This window comes from Kitasatospora sp. NPDC052868 (assembly GCF_044547105.1).
GTDB lineage: Bacteria > Actinomycetota > Actinomycetes > Streptomycetales > Streptomycetaceae > Kitasatospora.
In genome coordinates, this window is sequence record NZ_JBITZW010000015.1 from 134,565 (window position 1) to 151,891 (window position 17,327).

General features: G+C 72.5%; 13 protein-coding genes. 1 reads left to right on the top strand and 12 read right to left on the bottom strand.

Annotation, left to right across the window (positions count from 1 at the left end):
- Window positions 1-29 precede the first annotated feature (29 nt).
- The 12 genes from ACIGZJ_RS24845 to ACIGZJ_RS24900 form a co-directional block, all read right to left on the bottom strand.
- Window positions 30-890 (bottom strand): enoyl-CoA hydratase/isomerase family protein, encoded by an 861-nt coding sequence (locus ACIGZJ_RS24845; RefSeq protein WP_396459271.1) that lies wholly within the window; start codon window positions 888-890, stop codon window positions 30-32.
- Window positions 887-2,020 (bottom strand): cytochrome P450, encoded by a 1,134-nt coding sequence (locus ACIGZJ_RS24850; RefSeq protein WP_396459299.1) that lies wholly within the window; start codon window positions 2,018-2,020, stop codon window positions 887-889. The genes ACIGZJ_RS24845 and ACIGZJ_RS24850 overlap by 4 nt, the downstream gene beginning before the upstream one ends.
- 301 nt (window positions 2,021-2,321) lie before the next feature.
- Entirely contained in the window at window positions 2,322-3,722 is a 1,401-nt protein-coding gene (locus tag ACIGZJ_RS24855) for a cytochrome P450 (protein WP_396459272.1), read from the bottom strand.
- A gap of 65 nt (window positions 3,723-3,787) precedes the next feature.
- Complete coding sequence (locus ACIGZJ_RS24860; protein WP_392938745.1) at window positions 3,788-4,378, bottom strand: ATP/GTP-binding protein; 591 nt, start codon at window positions 4,376-4,378, stop codon at window positions 3,788-3,790.
- Window positions 4,353-4,727: a DUF742 domain-containing protein gene (locus tag ACIGZJ_RS24865; protein WP_392938744.1), complete on the bottom strand. Its 375-nt coding sequence runs from the start codon at window positions 4,725-4,727 to the stop codon at window positions 4,353-4,355. The genes ACIGZJ_RS24860 and ACIGZJ_RS24865 overlap by 26 nt, the downstream gene beginning before the upstream one ends.
- Window positions 4,724-5,125 (bottom strand): roadblock/LC7 domain-containing protein, encoded by a 402-nt coding sequence (locus ACIGZJ_RS24870; protein ID WP_392938743.1) that lies wholly within the window; start codon window positions 5,123-5,125, stop codon window positions 4,724-4,726. Before ACIGZJ_RS24870 ends, ACIGZJ_RS24865 begins: the two co-directional genes overlap by 4 nt.
- Window positions 5,122-6,399 (bottom strand): ATP-binding protein, encoded by a 1,278-nt coding sequence (locus ACIGZJ_RS24875; RefSeq protein WP_396459273.1) that lies wholly within the window; start codon window positions 6,397-6,399, stop codon window positions 5,122-5,124. Before ACIGZJ_RS24875 ends, ACIGZJ_RS24870 begins: the two co-directional genes overlap by 4 nt.
- A gap of 484 nt (window positions 6,400-6,883) precedes the next feature.
- Window positions 6,884-11,830: an NAD-glutamate dehydrogenase gene (locus ACIGZJ_RS24880; protein ID WP_396459274.1), complete on the bottom strand. Its 4,947-nt coding sequence runs from the start codon at window positions 11,828-11,830 to the stop codon at window positions 6,884-6,886.
- 308 nt (window positions 11,831-12,138) lie between these two features.
- Window positions 12,139-13,764, bottom strand: coding sequence for an L-glutamate gamma-semialdehyde dehydrogenase (pruA, locus tag ACIGZJ_RS24885; RefSeq protein WP_396459300.1), 1,626 nt, complete (start codon window positions 13,762-13,764; stop codon window positions 12,139-12,141).
- 127 nt (window positions 13,765-13,891) lie between these two features.
- Window positions 13,892-14,548, bottom strand: a complete 657-nt coding sequence (locus tag ACIGZJ_RS24890; RefSeq protein ID WP_396459275.1) for an HAD family hydrolase — start codon at window positions 14,546-14,548, stop codon at window positions 13,892-13,894.
- A 116-nt stretch (window positions 14,549-14,664) separates the two neighbouring features.
- Window positions 14,665-15,174 carry a DUF6912 family protein gene (locus tag ACIGZJ_RS24895; protein ID WP_392938737.1) on the bottom strand — a complete coding sequence of 170 codons (510 nt, stop codon included), beginning with the start codon at window positions 15,172-15,174 and terminating at the stop codon, window positions 14,665-14,667.
- 91 nt (window positions 15,175-15,265) lie between these two features.
- Complete coding sequence (locus ACIGZJ_RS24900) at window positions 15,266-16,381, bottom strand: patatin-like phospholipase family protein (RefSeq protein ID WP_396459276.1); 1,116 nt, start codon at window positions 16,379-16,381, stop codon at window positions 15,266-15,268.
- 363 nt (window positions 16,382-16,744) lie between these two features.
- Here ACIGZJ_RS24900 and ACIGZJ_RS24905 point away from each other — a divergent pair, with 363 nt between their 5' ends.
- Entirely contained in the window at window positions 16,745-17,269 is a 525-nt protein-coding gene (locus ACIGZJ_RS24905; RefSeq protein ID WP_396459277.1) for an Rv3235 family protein, read from the top strand.
- Window positions 17,270-17,327 lie beyond the last annotated feature (58 nt).

Consider the following 17,327-nt stretch of genomic DNA (forward strand, 5'->3'; position numbering starts at 1 on the left):
GCCCGCCGGCCGATCGGCGCCGCCCCTGCTCAGGAGGCCGGGGGCTGGGCGGCGGCACGGGAGTACTGGGCGGCGGCGAGGACGGATGCCATCAACTCGCCGTCGAGGGCCGAGGCCTCGGCCAGCCTGGTCGCCGCCGCGTGGGAGGAGAGCAGGGTCTTGGTGACCCGCAGGGCGGCCTCGGAGCGGCGGGTGATGGGCCTGGCCCACTCCTCCACCGCGGCGTCCAGGTCCTGCTCGGCGACGACCCGCTGCAGGATGGACAGGCCCGCCGCCTCCACGGCGCCGACCGGCCGGCCGGTCAGGATGATCTCCCGGACCCGGGCCGCGCCGACCTCGTTGAGCAGCCGGGGCAGCAGGCCGCCGAAGGCGACGGGCAGGCCGAGGGCGAGTTCGGGCAGCCGGAAGACGGCGCTCTCGGCGCCGACCCGCAGGTCGCAGGCGAGGGCCAGCGCGAAGCCGGCCCCGGTCGCCCGGCCCTGGACCCGCGCGATCGTCACGGCGGGGCTGTCCGTCAGGGCCTCGCAGACCCGGCGGGCCTTGTTGCCGTAGCCCCGGATGCCGCCTCCGGTGGGGTCCTCGCCGAGCGCGGCGGCGAACTCCTCGCGGTCGCCGCCGAGGCAGAAGTCCGGGCCGGCGGCGGAGAGCACGATCACGCGTATGCCCGGATCCGGCTCGGCGAGCACGGCGAGCAGGTCGTCCAGCATCGCCGTGGAGACGGCGTTGCCCGTACCGGGGCTGTCCAACTGGACGTACAGCACCGGGCCCTGGCGCTCGAAGCGGACCGTGCTCGGAGCGGCGGCCCGGACGGGGCCGGCCGGGGCGCACGGGAGGTACGAGGGGTGCTTGGTGTACTTGGGGTACTGGGGCGCGAGAGGAGTGACGTTCATGCGGCAACTCTCAGGGACGTCACCCGGTGGAAGACCATCCGGGGTGCGTACTCGGGCGCGCCCGCCGCCCGCAGGGTCGGGAAGCGCCGCAGCAGCTGCCCCATCAGGATGCGCGCCTCCAGCCGGGCCAGGCCCGCACCGAGGCAGTAGTGGGCGCCCCCGCCGAACGCGAGGTGGGTCCCTCTTCGGAGGATGTCGAAGCTGTGCGGGTCCGGGTTGCGGCGCGGATCGTGGTTGGCCGCGCCGTACATCACGTGGACCATGGTGTCCTTGGGGACGAGCACCCCGGAGAGCACGGTGTCCTCCCCCGCGACGCGGCTGTTCAGGCGGATCGGCGGGTCGTGGCGCAGCGCCTCCTCGATCGCGTCGTCGATGTGCTCGGGCCGGGCCCGCAGCCACTCCCAGGCCCCGGGCGAGCGGAGCAGCGACCAGATGAGCGAGGAGAGCAGGGTCGCCGTGGTCTCCAGGGAGGCGATGGTGACGAACATGGTGAGCTGGTAGACGACCCGGTCGGTGGCCGCGGGGTCGCACTCCAGCGCGTCCCAGGTGCGGATCCAGCCGGAGATCACGTCCTCGCCCGGGTTCGTGCGGCGCTCTCGGACGAGGCCGGTGAAGTACCGGCGCAGGTCGGCTGTCGCCGCCTCGGAGACCGCCAACTCCTTCTTGGTCGGGAGGAGTTCCTGGGCGTGCACCTGGTTGTGGGTCATCCCCAGGATGTGCGCGTAGTCCTCCGGCGCGATGCCCAGCCAGCGCCCGACGGTGTTGATCGGCAGGCGTTCGCTGACCACGGCGGCCAGGTCGGCCTCGCCGTCCACGCGTATTCGCTCGGCCAGCCGGTCGAGCAGGTCGGCGACGTCGGCCTCGATCCGCGGCGCCAGGTCCAGGAGGGTGTTCCGGTCGAAGAGGTTCCCCAGGCTGTGCCGCTGCCGGGTGTGCTCGGGGGAGTTGAGCCGGGAGAGCGTCCGGCTCATCTCCTGGGTGGCGACGGCGTGCCAGCGCTCGGTCTCGCTCTGCCGCTCCTGCCAGGCGAAGTCGGGGACGAGCCAGGTCCTGCCGCGCAGGACCTGGTTGCACGCGTCGAAACCGGTGACCAGGTACCCGCCCCAGGGCGCCGGGACGAGATCGCCCATCGCCCGGAGCTCGTCGTAGACCGGGCCCGGGTCGGCCAGGCCCTCCGCCGACCGCAGGCGCCGCAGAAGTGGCACCGCGGCGCGGCGGTCGACGGTTCCGGCCCGGGACTCCGGGTTCCCGGGGCGGGCTTCCAGCATGGCGGTCACACGGGGCTCCTTGCGCGCGGGCGGGCCGTACTGCGGCGACCTACCCCGCAGCAGCGCGCTCAAGCGTCGATTTGTGTTGCCCCCGTCACGTGCCACACGGCTGTCGCACTCCGTTCATCGCACGGATGTTGACCGGAGTGTGACAAACCGTCGGTCAGAGCCGGAACACGTCCAGGAAGGAGCTCCACCACCCCTTCTGCTTGCCCGGGGCCCGGCCCGCGGCGGGTGCGGCGGCCTGCTGGTGCGGTGCCTCGGAGGCCGCGGGCGGCCAGGCGGCGGGCCCGGCCGTTCCGACCGGTCCGGCGCCGGCGGCCGGCGCCGAGGTACGGGCCGCCGTCGGGCTGAACCGCACCGGCAGCGAGACCAGTCCGCGCTGGAACGGTCCCGGCCGCCACTCCAGGCTCTCCGCGGGCGCCGCGAGCGTGACGTCCGGGAGCGCGTTGAGCAGGCACTCGATCGCGCTCAGCGCGATCAGCTGGGCCGGGGACTTGGCCGGGCAGGCGTGCGGGCCGGCGCCCCAGGCCAGGTGGGCACCCTTGCTGAGGGTCAGTCGGGCGTCCGTCAGCACGGGGTCGCTGTTGGCGGCCGCGAAGCTGATCAGCACCGGGCTGCCCGCGTCCATCGGGACCCCGCCCACCTCCACGTCCTGCATCGGGAAGTGCGTCGCGTAGTTGGCGATCGGCGGGTTGTTCCACAGCACGTCGTCGAGGGCGTCCTCGATGCGCAGGGCGCCGCCGTCCGCGCCCTCCCGGGAGAGCAGCAGGAGCAGCGCGTTGCCTATCAGGTTGCGCTCGGGCTCGACGCCGGCGCCCATCAGCATGACCAGCTGGTCCTTGAGCTCCTCGTCCCGCAGGCCGGCCGGGTGCTGGATGAGCCACGAGGTGATGTCGTCGCCCGGCTGGCGGCGCTTCAGCGCGACCAGGTCCATCAGGCAGGACGTCAGGTCCTCGTTGGCCTGCATCACGTCGAGGCCGTCGAAGAGCGCGGACATGCTGCGGGTCAGCCGGTCGCCGATGTCCGCCGGGCAGCCGAAGAGCTGGTTGAACAGCAGCAGCGGCAGCAGCTTGGCGTAGTCGTTGAGCAGGTCGGCCCGGCCCAGCGCGCTGAACTGGTCGATCAGATAGCCGGCGATCCGCTCGACGTGCCGGTTGAGCCGGTTGTCGTTGAGCCGGTCCAGGCTCTCGGTCACGGCCTTGCGCAGCCGCAGGTGCTCGGCGCCGTCCGTGAACAGGCAGTTGGGCCGGTAGAACATCATCGGCAGGACCGGGCTGTCCAACGGCACCCGCCCCTCGTTCAGCGCCGCCCAGCGCCGGGAGTCCCGGGCGAACAGCCCCGGGTTCTGCAGCACCCGCAGGGCCGCCTCGTGCGAGGTGACCAGGGTGGCCTCCACGCCCGGGGACAACTCCACCGGCGCGGCCGGACCGTGGGCGCGCAGCTTGTCGTAGACCGCGTCGGGGTCGGACGAGAACGCCTCCCCGTAGAGCGGCGTGCTCCCCACGTGCATCGGGCAGCCCGGAGGAGGCGACTGCAGGGCAGGTCGCTGCGGAGATTCCATGGGTCGTTCCTTGGAAGTGGCCCCGGGCGGGTGCGGCCCCGGGAGGCGTGACGGGAAGGGGGAGGTCAGGAGGCGCGGGCGAGCAGGTGCCGGACGAGGGTCAGCAGGGCGTCGGCCGACGACCGCTGGTCCCGGGCGTCGCAGAACACCACCGGCGTGTGCGGCAGCAGGTCGAGCGCCTCGCGCAGCTCGTCCTCGGTGTAGTCGCTCTGCCGGTCGAAGCTGTTGACCGCCACGGCGTACTCCAGGCCGTACTGCTCGATCAGGTCGATGACGGGGAAGGTGTCCGAGAGGCGGGTCGGGTCGGCCAGCAGCAGCGCGCCCAGCGCCCCCCGCGCCATGTCCTCCCAGAGCTGCATGAACCGCTGCTGGCCGGGTGTGCCGAAGAGGTACAGCACCAGGTCGTCGCCGAGGGTCAGCCGGCCGAAGTCCAGGGCGACGGTCGTGGTCTTCTTGTCCGGTACCCCGCGGAGGTCGTCGACGCGGATGGAGGCCTGCGTCATCTCCTCCTCGGTGCTCAGCGGGGCGATCTCCGACAGGGCGCCGATCAGCGTGGTCTTGCCGACCGCGAAGTGCCCCACGACCAGGATCTTGACAGCGGTCGTCACCTCTCCCGGGACATAGATGTCCTCAGGCGAACCGGCGTTGAAGTCCATGCAGTACCTTCTCTAGAAGTCTCGGGTCCGGGGCCTGGGCCGGCGGCGGGGACGCCCGGCGCAGCAGCCGTCCCTCGCGGATCAGGTCCGTCAGCAGCAGCCGCACCACCCCCACCGGAAGTTCCAGACGGGCCGCGACCTCGGCCACCGAGAGGTAGCCGCCGGAGCACAGCTCCCAGATCGCCTGGGTCTCCGGGCTCGACAGGGCAGGGAGCTCCTGCTCGGGAGCGGTGGTGACCAGGGTGATCAGTGAGAGGTCGTCCGCACTCGGTAACTCACGGCCACCGGTGATGACATAGGACCGGATGAAGCCGCCGGCCACCCGCTGCTCCTCGCCGGAAGCCGTCATGAGCCGCTGAACGTGCTCTGGCGCGGCGCCGCGGTCATCGCCCGGCCGAGTGCGCCCACCTGCTGCTGCATCCGGAAGGACATCGCCTCCATGTCGACGTCGGGGGCGGTGGAGGCCGCGAGGTAGGCACCGCTGCCGGCCGCGATCAGGAAGATCCAACCGTGGTCGTACTCCAGGAGGGTCTGGCGCCACATCCCGGCTCCGCCGCCGACGAACGGGGCGACCGCCCGGCTCAGCGACTGCATCGAGCTCATCGCCGCGGCGTTGGTCTCCGCGTCGTCCCGGCCGATCTCGCTGGACCGCTCGAGCAGCAGGCCGTCGGAGGAGACGAGGATGGCATGCCGGGCACCCGGCACCTGAAGTACGTCGTTGAGCACCCAGGACAGATCAGGGCTCACTGGATCTCGGTTCCTTCCGTGGTCATGGTGTTGCGCCCGGACAGCGTGCCGCGCTGGAACGCGCCGAGACGGGACGCCGTGTTCTGGCCGCCGGTGCTCCGCACCGGCTCCTCGACGCGGTCGGTGCCCTGCGGGTGCGGGACTACCGAGACGGTGCGCTGGCGGCGGCGCCTGGGCAGCCGGCCGTCCGCGGTCGTCTCCATCTCCATCGCCGCCTCCGTTTGCGCCAGGACCGGGGCCAGGACGGCCGGCTCCGGCTCGGGCAGCGACATCAGCCGCTGGCCGGGCGCCTGTGCCAGGACCGGCACGGGCTGTTCCACGGGCTCAACCGGGTAGTCGCCGCGCTCGGCGGCCACCGGGGGCGCGACCTCGCTGCTGAGCAGCGCGGTCGGCAGGAGGATCACGGCCCGCACACCGCCGTACGGGGAGACCGAGTCGACGGAGACCCGGAAGCCGTAGCGGGCGGCCAGCATGCCGGAGACGGCGAAGCCGAACTTGGGGGGGTTGCCCAGACTCGTGAGGCTGATCGGCGCCCCCGGGTTCAGGAGCGCGGCCGCGCGGTCCTTCTCCTCCTGGCCCATGCCGAGGCCGGCGTCGTCGATGATCAGGCAGACCCCGGTGGGGACGGCCTGGACGCTGATCTCCACCGGGGTGTCCGGCGCGGAGTAGTTGGTGGCGTTGGCCAGCAGCTCGGACAGCACGACGGCGACCGGCTCGACGACCTTGCTGGCGAGCGAGACGCTGACCCGGGAGTGGATCCTGACCCGGTCGAAGTGGCGGATCCGGCCCTGGGCGCTGCGCGCCACGTCGTAGACCGACGCGACGCTCTCCCGGCGGCCCAGCCAGCCGCCGCAGAGCACCGCGATGCCCTGGGCGCGCCGGCCGAACTGGCTGTTCGTGTGGTCGATCATCATCAGGTCGGCCAGGATCTGCGGGCTGTCGCCGTACTTCCGCTGCACCTTGTCGATGACGATCTGCTGCTCGTCGGCCAGGCCCTGCAGCGTTCGCATCGCCGCCTTGAGGACGGCTTTGGTGTCCTCCTCCCCGTCCCGGCGCACCTCGGCCAGGACGGCGGCGTGCTGGCTCTGCAGCCGCGCGTTCAACGCGCCGAGGTCGTCGCGCTGGCGCTGCGCCAAGGCGGCCGCCTCCTCCAGGGAAACGTTCCGCCGGCGCAGGGCGAGGTTCGTCCTGCGGGCTTGGAGGGCTGCTCCGAGGGCTGCGAGCATCACCACGATAAAGACCCAGAAAAAGGGTTCCTGCACAAATGACGTCATGAAACTCTCTTCAGGTGGCATCGCGTCAGGAACAGATCCGGGCCGCCCTGCGCGAACGGGACTGGCGGCCCAAACCTCTCCGAAAGACACCTGTCGTTCCATCACGTCGGTGGAGCTCCCGGCACGAGAACCTGCGGCAACGCCTATCGCGGAGTCAGCCTACTGCAACTCTTGGCATGTCAGAACAGTTGCCAACCAGGGCAGTTGTGGCAAAACTCCACGACCCGCCGATGACTCTGGGCGGGAATGGCGGAGTTTGTGACTCGGCGTTAACCCACACCTCACACGAAGGCCACACATCTCTCGCCGCACAGCGTCACCGCACAATCACGCTGCGGAATAAGGCGTTCTCCGGGGCCTTCCGGGAGGGGCCTACCCGGAGGGCCGCCGGGAGGGGCCTGCGGCCGAACCGCCCCGGAACGCGGAACGGCGGGCCCGCGTCCGAGGACGCGAGCCCGCCGTTGCCGACCGGCCAAGCCTGGTGTCAGCGCATCGAACCCGTGCGGAGCAGGGTGCGGATGACGCGCATCGCGACGGAGAGGCTGGACAGCTCGTAGTTGTCCGAACCCCTTATGTCGTCGAGGGTGCTCTTCGCCCGGTTCAGCAGGGTGGCGTTGAGCTCGGCCCAGGCGGTGTAGCGCTCCTCGGGCGTCGCTCCCTCGGGGCCGCAGACCAGGATGTCGGCGGTCAGCGCCGCGTGGGCCGCGAAGAGGTCCTCGCGGATGGCCGCGCGGGCCATCGAGGACCAGCGGTCGGTGCGGGGCAGCTCGATGATGCGGTCGAGCAGGTGGGTGATCTGCAGCCGGTCGGCGAGGTCGTAGTACAGCTCGGCGACGTCGGCGACGTCCTTGCCGCCCCGGTCCGCGACCTCGGTGATGTCCAGGGTCGGGAAGGTGGAGGACAGGCCCGCGATCCTGGTGGCCAGGGCCTCCGGGACACCGGCCTCGGCCAGCTCGGCGTAGACCGCCTCGAACCACGCCAGGTCCTCGCCGCGCAGCGGCTTGGGCAGCGAGCCCCAGACCTGGTGGACCCGGTCGTGGAAGAACTCGATGGTGGCGGCGATGTCGAGCGGCTGGCGGCGGTTGTTGAGCATCCACCGGGTGGCGCGCTCGACCAGCCGGCGCGAGTGCAGCCGCATCTTGGTCTGGGCCCGGGCCGAGACCTTGTTGTCCAGGGCCGCGATCTCGGTCCAGATGTCCTCCAGGCCGAAGACGGCCCGGGCGGCGGTGTGCGTACGGGCGATCTCCTCGTACGTGGCGCCGGTCTCCTCCTTCAGCCGGAAGGCGAAGGTGCAGCCACCGCGGTTGATCGTGTCGTTGACGATCAGCGTGGTGATGATCTCGCGGCGCAGGGCGTGGTTGTCGATCGCCTCGGCGAACCGGGCCCGCAGCGCGCTCGGGAAGTACTCGTGCAGCGCGGTGTGGAAGAACGGGTCGTCGGGCAGCTCGGTGGCGAGCAGCTCGTCGGCCAGGGTGATCTTGGTGTAGGCCAGCAGCACCGACAGCTCGGGCTGCGAGAGGCCGCGCCCGTTCTGCTGGCGCTCGCGGATCTGCCGCTCGGTGGGCAGGAACTCCAGCGCCCGGTCGAGCCGGCCGTCGCGCTCCAGGCGGTTGATCATCCGGGAGTGGACGTTGACCATGCTGACGGCCTGCGCGACCGCGTTGGCCAGCACCACGTTCTGCGCGTAGTTGTTGCGCAGCACCAGGTGGCCGACCTCGTCGGTCATCTCGGCCAGCAGGGCGTTGCGCTGCTTGACCGTCATGTCGCCGTCGGCGACGACCTGGTTGAGCAGGATCTTGATGTTGACCTCGTGGTCCGAGGTGTCCACACCGGCCGAGTTGTCGATGGCGTCGGTGTTGATCCAGCCGCCGGTGCCCTCGGGGCCGCCGGTGGCCGCGTACTCGATGCGGCCGAGCTGGGTGCAGCCGAGGTTGCCGCCCTCGCCGACGACCCGGGCGCGGACCTGCTCGCCGTTGACCCGGATCGCGTCGTTGGCCTTGTCGCCGACCTCGGCGTTGGTCTCGGTCGAGGCCTTGATGTAGGTGCCGATGCCGCCGTTCCAGAACAGGTCGACGGGCGCCTGCAGGATGGCCTTCATCAGCTCGGCCGGGGTGAGCCGGGACTCCTCGATGCCCAGCGCGGCCCGGACCTGCGAGCTGAGCTGGATGGACTTGGCGCTGCGCGGGAAGACACCGCCGCCCGCCGAGATCAGCGACTTGTCGTAGTCGTCCCAGGAGCTGCGCGGCACGTCGAACAGCCGGCGGCGCTCGGCGAACGAGGTGGCCGCGTCCGGGTTCGGGTCGAGGAAGATGTGCCGGTGGTCGAAGGCGGCGACCAGGCGGATGTGCTCGCTGAGCAGCATGCCGTTGCCGAAGACGTCACCGGACATGTCGCCGATGCCGACGACGCTGAAGTCCTCGGTCTGGGTGTCGTGGCCCAGCTCGCGGAAGTTGCGCTTGACCGACTCCCAGGCGCCGCGGGCGGTGATGCCCATGCCCTTGTGGTCGTAGCCGGCCGAGCCGCCGGAGGCGAAGGCGTCGCCCAGCCAGAAGCCGTAGGACTCGGCGACACCGTTGGCGATGTCGGAGAAGGTCGCGGTGCCCTTGTCGGCGGCGACGACCAGGTAGGTGTCGTCCTCGTCGTGGCGGACCACGTCCGCGGGGTGGACGACCTCGCCGCCCTTGAGGTTGTCGGTGATGTCCAGCAGCGCCGAGATGAACGTCTTGTAGGACGAGATGCCCTCGGCCAGCCAGGCGTCCCGGTCCACCGACGGGTCCGGCAGCTGCTTGGCGACGAAGCCGCCCTTGGCGCCGACCGGGACGATGACGGTGTTCTTCACCATCTGGGCCTTGACCAGGCCGAGGATCTCGGTCCGGAAGTCCTCGCGGCGGTCGGACCAGCGCAGGCCGCCTCGGGCGACCTTGCCGAAGCGCAGGTGCACGCCCTCGACCTGCGGCGAGTACACCCAGATCTCGAACGCCGGGCGCGGGGCCGGCAGGTCCGGGATGGCCTTCGGGTCGAACTTCATCGACACGTAGGAGTGCCACTCGCCGTCGACCGCGTGCTGGAAGAAGTTGGTCCGCAGGGTGGCCTTGATGAGGTGCAGGAAGGAGCGCAGGATGCGGTCCTCGTCCAGCGAGGCGACCTCGTCCAGCGCGCCGGACAGCTCCTCGACGATGCCCTCGGTCAGCTCGGCGGCACCCAGCTGGTGGCTGGGGCTCAGCCGGGCCTCGAAGAGGTTCACCAGCAGGCGGGTGGTGTGGGTGTTGTTGCGGAGCGCGTCCTCCATGTAGTCCTGGGAGAACGTGGAGCCCGCCTGGCGCAGGTACTTGGCGTACGAGCGCAGCATCATCGCCTGGCGCCAGGTCAGCCCGGCGGTCAGCACCAGCTCGTTGAAGCCGTCGTTCTCGGCCTTGCCGGTCCAGGTGGCGGCGAAGGTCTCCTGGAAGCGCTCGCGCGCCTCGTCGGTCAGCTCGACGGCCTCGCGCAGCCGCAGGCCGAAGTCGTAGACCCAGGCGGTGGTCTGGTCCGAGCGGGTCAGCGCGTACGGGTGCTCGTCGAGCACCTCGACGCCCAGCCGCTGGAGGACCGGCAGGACCTCGGTGAGCGAGATCGGGCCGCCGACCCGGTAGATCTTGAAGCGGCGCTCGTCGTCGCCCGCGCCGACCGGCTGGTACAGGTTCAGGCGGAAGTCGCCCTCGCCGTGCAGCGCCTCGATCTGCTTGAGGTCGGCGACGGCGGTGCGTGCGGTGAAGTCCGCGCGGTAGCCGTCGGGGAAGGCGTTGCCGTACTTGCGGGACAGCTCGGCGGCCCGCTCCTCGCCCAGCTCCAGGTGCAGCTGGTCGTTGAAGCCGTCCATCCAGAACCGGGCGGCCTCGGCGAGCTTGCCCTCGATCCGCTCGATCTCGGCGTCCGTCAGGTGCGGCAGTTCGCTGCCGGGGGTGACCCGGACGACGAAGTGCAGTCGGGTCAGGACGGACTCCGTCGACCAGACCGTGTAGTCGATGGAGGCGCCGTTGAGCTCCTGCATCAGGATGTCCATCAGGCGCAGCCGGATGCGGGTGGTGTAGCGGTCGCGCGGCAGGTAGACCAGCGCGGAGAAGTAGCGCCCGTACTCGTCCTGGCGCAGGAACAGCCGCAGCCGGCGGCGCTCCTGGAGGTAGAGCACGCTGGTGGCGATCTGGAGCAGCTCGGTGGCCGGGGTCTGGAAGATCTCGTCCCGGGGGAAGGTCTCCAGGATCTGCAGCAGGTCGCGGCCGTCGTGGCTCTCGGTGGAGAAGCCGGAGCTGGCGATGACGTCCTGGACCTTGCGGCGCACCACCGGGATGCGGCTGACCGACTCGGTGTACGCGGCGGCGGAGAACAGGCCGAGGAAGCGGCGCTCGCCGATCACCTCGCCGTTGGCGTCGAACTTCTTCACGCCGACGTAGTCGAGGTAGGCCGGGCGGTGCACGGTGGAGCGGCTGTTGGCCTTGGTGAGGACGAGCAGCTTCTTCTCGTGGGCCTTGGCGCGCACCGGCGCGGAGAGCCGGCCGAAGGCCTCGCTGACCGGGTGGTGGTCGTCGTCGTGGCTGAGCGGGTCGGAGCGCAGGATGCCGAGGCCGGTGCCGGCCACCGCTCTCAGGACCTCCTCGCCCTCGTGCTCGACCAGGTCGTACTCGCGGTACCCGAGGAAGGTGAACTTGTCGTCGGCGAGCCAGCGCATCAGCTCCCAGGCCTCGCCGACCTCCTGCTCGGGCAGGTGGGCCGGGGGCTCCTCGGCGAGCTCGTCGGCCAGGCGCAGGGCGGAGTCGCGCATCTTCGACCAGTCCTCGACGACCTCGCGGACGTCGCCCAGGACCCGGCGCAGGTCGGCCTCGATCGAGCGGAGGTCCTCGCGGTCGGTCTCGCGGTCGATCTCGACGTGCATCCAGGACTCGACGACGGCGTCGGCGGGCCACTCGGCGCCGGCCGCCTGGCTGCGGGCGCAGGCGTCGATGTCCAGGATCTCCAGCAGCTTGCCGGTGATGTCACGGCGGACGACCAGCTGGGGGTGGATCACGACGTGGATCGCGCGGTCCTGGCGGGACAGCTCGTTGGTGACCGAGTCGACCAGGAACGGCATGTCGTCGGTGACGACCTCGACCACGGTGTGGCCGCAGGACCAGCCGTTCTCCTCCACCGACGGGGTGTACACCCGGACCTCGGCGGTGCCCTGCGGGCGCTTGAGGCCGAGCCGGTAGTGGGAGGCGGCCGCGCCGTAGACGTCGACCGCGTCGCGGTCGACCAGGTCCTCGGGCGCGGTGTGGAGGTAGTAGTGGTGCAGGTACGCGGTCAGAGCGCCGTTGCTCAGACCCTCCCCCGGCGCCGCTCCCCCCACCTGGCTGTTCTCAGCGGCTGCTGCTGCCTTCTTGAGCAGCTCGGCCTTGGCTGCGTCCAGCTTGGTCTGCATGACTTCTTGGCTCCTGTCGCGCGCCGTTGCGTGACTCGGTGGTGTGTGGGTGTACACCGCCGGGTCTACCGCAATCCTGCCCGACCGACCGGCTGAAAGGCCTTCATGGCACGCATGAAACACCTCTACAGCGGGTAGGACGAGACGTTCGGCCTGCGGAGCCACCCGACGACGCCAGCCAGCCTAACGGGATCAATCGAAGGTGTCAGGGGACAGGGAGGCGCAAACCCGCAGGAAGATCCGTCCGTCCTGGACACGATGTCCAATCCACCTCGCCGTTTGCGCCATCAGCCGAATCCCCTGGTGCTTCAGCCCATGTGGGGGTAGGTGTGACTGGTCGGCGGCACGAAGGTCTCCTTGATCGAGCGGGCCGAGGTCCACCGCAGCAGGTTCTGCGCGGCGCCCGCCTTGTCGTTGGTCCCGGAGGCCCGGCCGCCGCCGAAGGGCTGCTGGCCGACCACCGCGCCGGTCGGCTTGTCGTTGATGTAGAAGTTGCCCGCGGTGAAGCGCAGCGCCTCCACCGCCTGGGCGATGGCGTAGCGGTCCGTGGCGATCACCGCCCCGGTCAGGCCGTACGGCGCGCCGGAGTCGACCCGGCCGAGCACGTCGTCCCAGCGGCCGTCCTCGTAGACGTGCACGGCGAGGATCGGCCCGAAGTACTCGGTGCGGAACATCTCGTTGCGGTGGTCGGAGGAGACCAGCACGGTCGGCCGGACGAACCAGCCGATCGCGTCGTCGTACTGGCCGCCGGCCGCCAGCTCCACCGTCGGGTCGGCCTTGGCCCGCTCGATGGCGTCGCGGTTCTTCTCGAAGGCCCGCCGGTCGATCAGCGCGCCCATGAAGTTGGACAGGTCGGTGACGTCGCCGACGGCCAGCGCGTCCACCTCGGCCAGCAGGTCGTCCTTGATCTTCTGCCAGAGGCTGCGCGGCAGGTAGGCGCGGGAGAGCGCCGAGCACTTCTGGCCCTGGTACTCGAAGGCGCCCCGGATCAGCGCGGTCCGCAGGATCTCCGGGTCGGCCGAGCGGTGGGCGAGCAGGAAGTCCTTGCCGCCGGTCTCGCCGACGATCCGCGGGTACGTCCGGTAGGTGCCGATGGCGGCGCCGACGCTCTGCCAGAGCGACTGGAAGGTCGCGGTGGAGCCGGTGAAGTGCAGACCGGCGAGGGCCGGGTCGGCGAGCGCGACCGGGGAGACCTGCAGCCCGTCGCCGGTCACCATGTTGATCACCCCGGGCGGCAGCCCGGCGGCCTCCAGCAGCCGCATCAGGTGGTACGCGGCCAGGGTCTGGGTCGGGGCGGGCTTCCAGACCACGGTGTTGCCCATCAGGGCGGGGGCGGTCGGCAGGTTGCCGGCGATGGCGGTGAAGTTGAACGGGGTGACCGCGTAGACGAAGCCCTCCAGCGGGCGGTGGTCGGTGCGGTTCCACACCCCCGGCGAGGAGACCGGCTGCTCGGCCAGGATCTGCCGGGCGAAGTGCACGTTCCACCGCCAGAAGTCGATCAGCTCGCAGGCGGAGTCGATCTCGGCCTGCTGCGCGGTCTTGGACTGGCCCAGCATGGTGGCCGCGTTGAGCGTCTCCCGCCAGGGCCCGGCGAGCAGGTCCGCGGCCCGCAGGAAGACCGCCGCCCGGTCGTCGAAGGAGAGCGCGCGCCACTCCCGCCCGGCGGCGAGCGCCGCGTCCACCGCGAGCCGGGCGTCCTCCCGGGTGGCGTTGCCGAGCACGCCGAGCCGGGCCGCGTGGTGGTGCGGCTGGACGACGTCGATCCGCTCGCCGCCGCCGAACCGCTGCTCGCCGGCGATGGTCATCGGCAGCGGGATCTGCTCGGCGGCCAGCTCGTCCAGCCTCCGCACCAGCCGGGCCCGCTCCGGGCTGCCCGGTGCGTAGTCGTGCACCGGCTCGTTGCCCGGGTCCGGGACCTGGGTGACTGCGTCGATGGGCATGGCGGCTCCCCGCTCGTCGTACTGGCTGGTGTCAATCCAGACTGACGAGGGCGGACCGGTTCACGCGCTCTGACACGCCATCACCGGACGTGGTTCGCACCACGCCCGCGCGGCCCTCGGCTCAGTCGGCCAGCCGGCCGGCCAGCTCCACCGCCTCCGCCAGGCTGTCCACCACGGGGACGCCGACGGGCTCCAGCTTCTCCCGGGTGTGCGAGCCGCCGGTGTACAGCACCGCGTGCGCACCCGCGGCCAGCGCCGCCAGCGCGTCGTCCGCGGCGTCGCCGATCAGCACCGTCCGGGCCGGGTCCACAAGCTCCCCGAGGGCGGCCAGGTGCCTGGTCAAGTGCTCCGCCTTCTGGCCGCCGGACGGCCCGCTGCGACCGTCCACCCGCAGGAAGTGCGAGGTCAGGCCGAACCCCTCGACCACCGGCAGCAGCTTCTCGTGCTCGTACATCGACAGCAGCGACTGGCTGTGCCCGGCCTGGCCCCAGCCGCTCAGCAGCTGCGCCGCGCCGTCGGTCAGCCCGCAGGCGATGCTCAGCTCGACGTACCGGTCGTGGAACGCGTCGTCCAGCCGCAGCCACTCGGCCTCGGAGGGCAGGCGGCCGAGCAGCCGCTGGTAGAAGCGGGGGATCGGGATCTCGTACTGCTCGCGGTACTCCTGCATGGTCATCGGCGCTACGCCGATGGTCGCGAACGCGGCGTTGCTCGCTCCGAGCACCGCCTCCATGTCGTGGAAGAGCGTGCCGTTCCAGTCCCAGACGATATGAGTGCGCACGCAGGGAACGGTAACCCCGGCCACCGACAGGGCGGTAGGACGGGGCTCACCGAGGGCCCGCGCCAACACCCGCCGGAGACCCGCCGAAGGCCCCGGCAGGGCCCTCCGGGCCCGGTTCAGGCCAGCAGGGCGGGGATCTCCTGGGTCGCGAACCAGAGCAGGTCGTGGTCCTCGGCGCCGTCCACGGCGAACTGGGCGTCCTGGTCGCCCGCGTCCGCCGCCCCGACGGCCGCCACCGCCGCCGCGACGTCCTCGACGACCTCCTGGTCGGCCACGTCGGCGTGCACCGCCGCCGCCTTCGCCAGCCGCACCGGCCCGGCCAGCACCACCCGGCCGAGCGAGGCCTGGTCCTGGTACTCGTCACCGGGGAACGGCTGCACGGCCGAGTCGGCGACGTCCAGCGCCACCACCACCCGGCGGCGCGGCGCGTCCTGGTCGGCGGCCAGCAGCCGCAGCGAGGACTGGGCGGCCCGGTTCAGCGCCGCGTACTCCAGCTCCTCCAGGTCGTCGCTGACGTACCACTCGCGCAGCGCGGGGGTCACGGCGTAGGCCGCCGACTGCTCCAGGGCACCGCCCGGGTGCGCCGCCGCCAGGCCGTTCAGGGTGGTGGGCACGTACACGCGCATCGGTGGCACTCTCCGGTTCGTCCAGCGGCACAGGCTTCCAGCGCCCCCAGAATAAGCGCCGGGACGCCACCCGTGATCACCTGCTCACCGCTCACCCCGGACCGGCCGCCGCCGCCCCGGGCCGCCGGGCGTCCTCCAGGGCGGCCCGGCTGGTGCGCAGCGCGCTCTCCAGCACCGCGCCCCGGCGGGCCGGGTCCATCAGGTTCGGACCCATCGCCGCCAGGTCCTCCAGGGTCGGCGCGAGCAGGTGCACCCGGACCCCGCTCTCCCGCAGCAGCCGGGCCTCGCGCAGCAGCTGCCTGGTCACCGCCCGGCGGTAGCGGCTGACCAGCTGGGCGAGCACTCCGCGCGGGCGGTCCCGGGCGCGCCACTCGCGCAGCGCCGCCAGGGTGCCGCGGCCTGGGCCCGCCGGCGGCTCGGCCGCCCCGGCCCGGGTGCGCGGCCGCAGCCGCAGCGCCATCGGGGCGAGGACGTACACCTCGTCCAGGCCGCGCCCGAGCATCAGGTCCGCGTTGGTGGCCGACCAGCAGCCGCCGTCCACGTACGCGGAGCCGTCCACCCGCACCGGCGCGAACCAGCCGGGGATCGCACAGGAGGCCATCACCGCCTCGGCCACCGCGGCGGGCGGTGTGTCCGGATCCCCGAAGACGACCCGGTGGCCGCTGCGGTAGTCCACCGCCGCGACCCGCAGGGCCTGCCAGGGGCCGGCCTGCGGGGCCGGGTCGAACAGCGCGCCGACCAGCTCGCCGACCGATACGAGCGAGCCCCGGCCGTGCGGTGCCATCGCCGACACCATGGTCAGCAGCGGGTACTCGCGCGGGTGCCGGACGGCGTCCCGCAGCAGGCCCGGCGAGCCGATCCCGGCCCGCGGGCGCGGCGGCAGCGCGCCGCCGACCGCCGTGTCGTAGTCGAACTCCACCCCGGCCAGCGGGCCGGCGGTGATCGGCAGGCCGCGCTGGTGGTCGCGCAACTGCTCGGCGCGCACCCCGCCGGCCAGCATCGCGCCGAGGATCGCGCCCGCCGACGTCCCGAGGACCACGTCGGCGCTGCCCGGCTGCCAGCCGACCGCCTCCTCGACGGCGCACAGCGCGCCGACCGTCCAGGCCGCGCCCAGCATGCCGCCGCCGCCCAGCACCAGGCCGCGCCGGGGCGCGCCCGCGGCGGGCGGCGCCGCGCTGCCCTCGCCCGTCGAAACCTGTGTCGCCATCGCCGGCCGCCTGTCGTCCTCGGGCGCTGCTGTCGGCGCCTGCGCGTGCTTCTCCCCGGGGGGTGCCCCGGTCCGGCTCCGATCGTGCGCGCCGACCCGGGGCGGGCGCAACGCCGCGCGGGCGGCCGCCACCCGGACCGACGCACCGGCCCGTCCCCTTTCGGGCCCCGGGGCCCGCCCGCAGGCGTCAACCGGGCGCCCTTCCGGCCGGGCCGACGACCCGCCCCCGTACTGGGTGGTTCACCCGGATAGGTGAACCGGCGGGCCGCCCGCCAACCGGCCGCAAAGCCGATTGCCGCCCCGCGCGAGCCACCGCTACCAAGGACCCGACCGCACCCGGCCACACCGTCGAGGAGATCCGCCATGGCCCACGGCCCGAGCGCCCAGCCCCACCCGCAGCCCCACCGCCACCTGCAGCCCCACCCGCAGCCTCAGCAGCACCCGCACCGCGTCCGGGCCCCGGGCCGTTCCGTCGCGGGCAGCGCCCGCACCGGGCACCACCCGCCGGCCGGCCGCTCTCCGCGCCACCCCCGCGCCGCCTGCACCGCCGCGTCCGGCCAGGAGGCACGCACCGGTCTTACCACCCGCTTCGCGCACCAGCTGGTCGAGGTGCTCACCGGCGCCCGCCCGTCCGGCCAGCTGATGCGCCACACCACCCTGGACGGCTACGGCCAGCTCGCCGCGCTGGTCCGCTGCGGCACTCTGCGGCGCGGCGGGGCCGCCGACCGGCCCCGGCTGGGCCCGGTGCACGACCGCTCGCCCTCCCCCGACGCGGTCGAGGCGTGCGTCCGGGTCGACCTCGGCCGCCGGCACCACATGGTGGCCTTCCGGCTGGAGCAGCGCGGACCGGCCGGGCAGTGGCAGTGCACCGCCGTGGAGGCCCGGTGAGAGCCCGGACGCCCGCCCGGACGCCCCCGCTGGCGCTCCCGGGAACGCCGCAGGGCGC

Excerpts from the sequence above, each read along its gene's own strand:
- ACIGZJ_RS24865 (WP_392938744.1), bottom strand. The coding sequence starts at position 4,727 with ATGACGGCTTCCGGCGAGGAGCAGCGGGTGGCCGGCGGCTTCATCCGG.
- ACIGZJ_RS24855 (WP_396459272.1), bottom strand. The coding sequence starts at position 3,722 with ATGGAATCTCCGCAGCGACCTGCCCTGCAGTCGCCTCCTCCGGGCTGC.
- ACIGZJ_RS24850 (WP_396459299.1), bottom strand. The coding sequence starts at position 2,020 with ATGGGCGATCTCGTCCCGGCGCCCTGGGGCGGGTACCTGGTCACCGGT.
- ACIGZJ_RS24845 (WP_396459271.1), bottom strand. The coding sequence starts at position 890 with ATGAACGTCACTCCTCTCGCGCCCCAGTACCCCAAGTACACCAAGCAC.
- ACIGZJ_RS24895 (WP_392938737.1), bottom strand. The coding sequence starts at position 15,174 with ATGCGCGTGTACGTGCCCACCACCCTGAACGGCCTGGCGGCGGCGCAC.
- ACIGZJ_RS24880 (WP_396459274.1), bottom strand. The coding sequence starts at position 11,830 with ATGCAGACCAAGCTGGACGCAGCCAAGGCCGAGCTGCTCAAGAAGGCA.
- ACIGZJ_RS24900 (WP_396459276.1), bottom strand. The coding sequence starts at position 16,381 with ATGGCGACACAGGTTTCGACGGGCGAGGGCAGCGCGGCGCCGCCCGCC.
- ACIGZJ_RS24905 (WP_396459277.1), top strand. The coding sequence starts at position 16,745 with ATGGCCCACGGCCCGAGCGCCCAGCCCCACCCGCAGCCCCACCGCCAC.
- ACIGZJ_RS24860 (WP_392938745.1), bottom strand. The coding sequence starts at position 4,378 with ATGGACTTCAACGCCGGTTCGCCTGAGGACATCTATGTCCCGGGAGAG.
- ACIGZJ_RS24875 (WP_396459273.1), bottom strand. The coding sequence starts at position 6,399 with ATGACGTCATTTGTGCAGGAACCCTTTTTCTGGGTCTTTATCGTGGTG.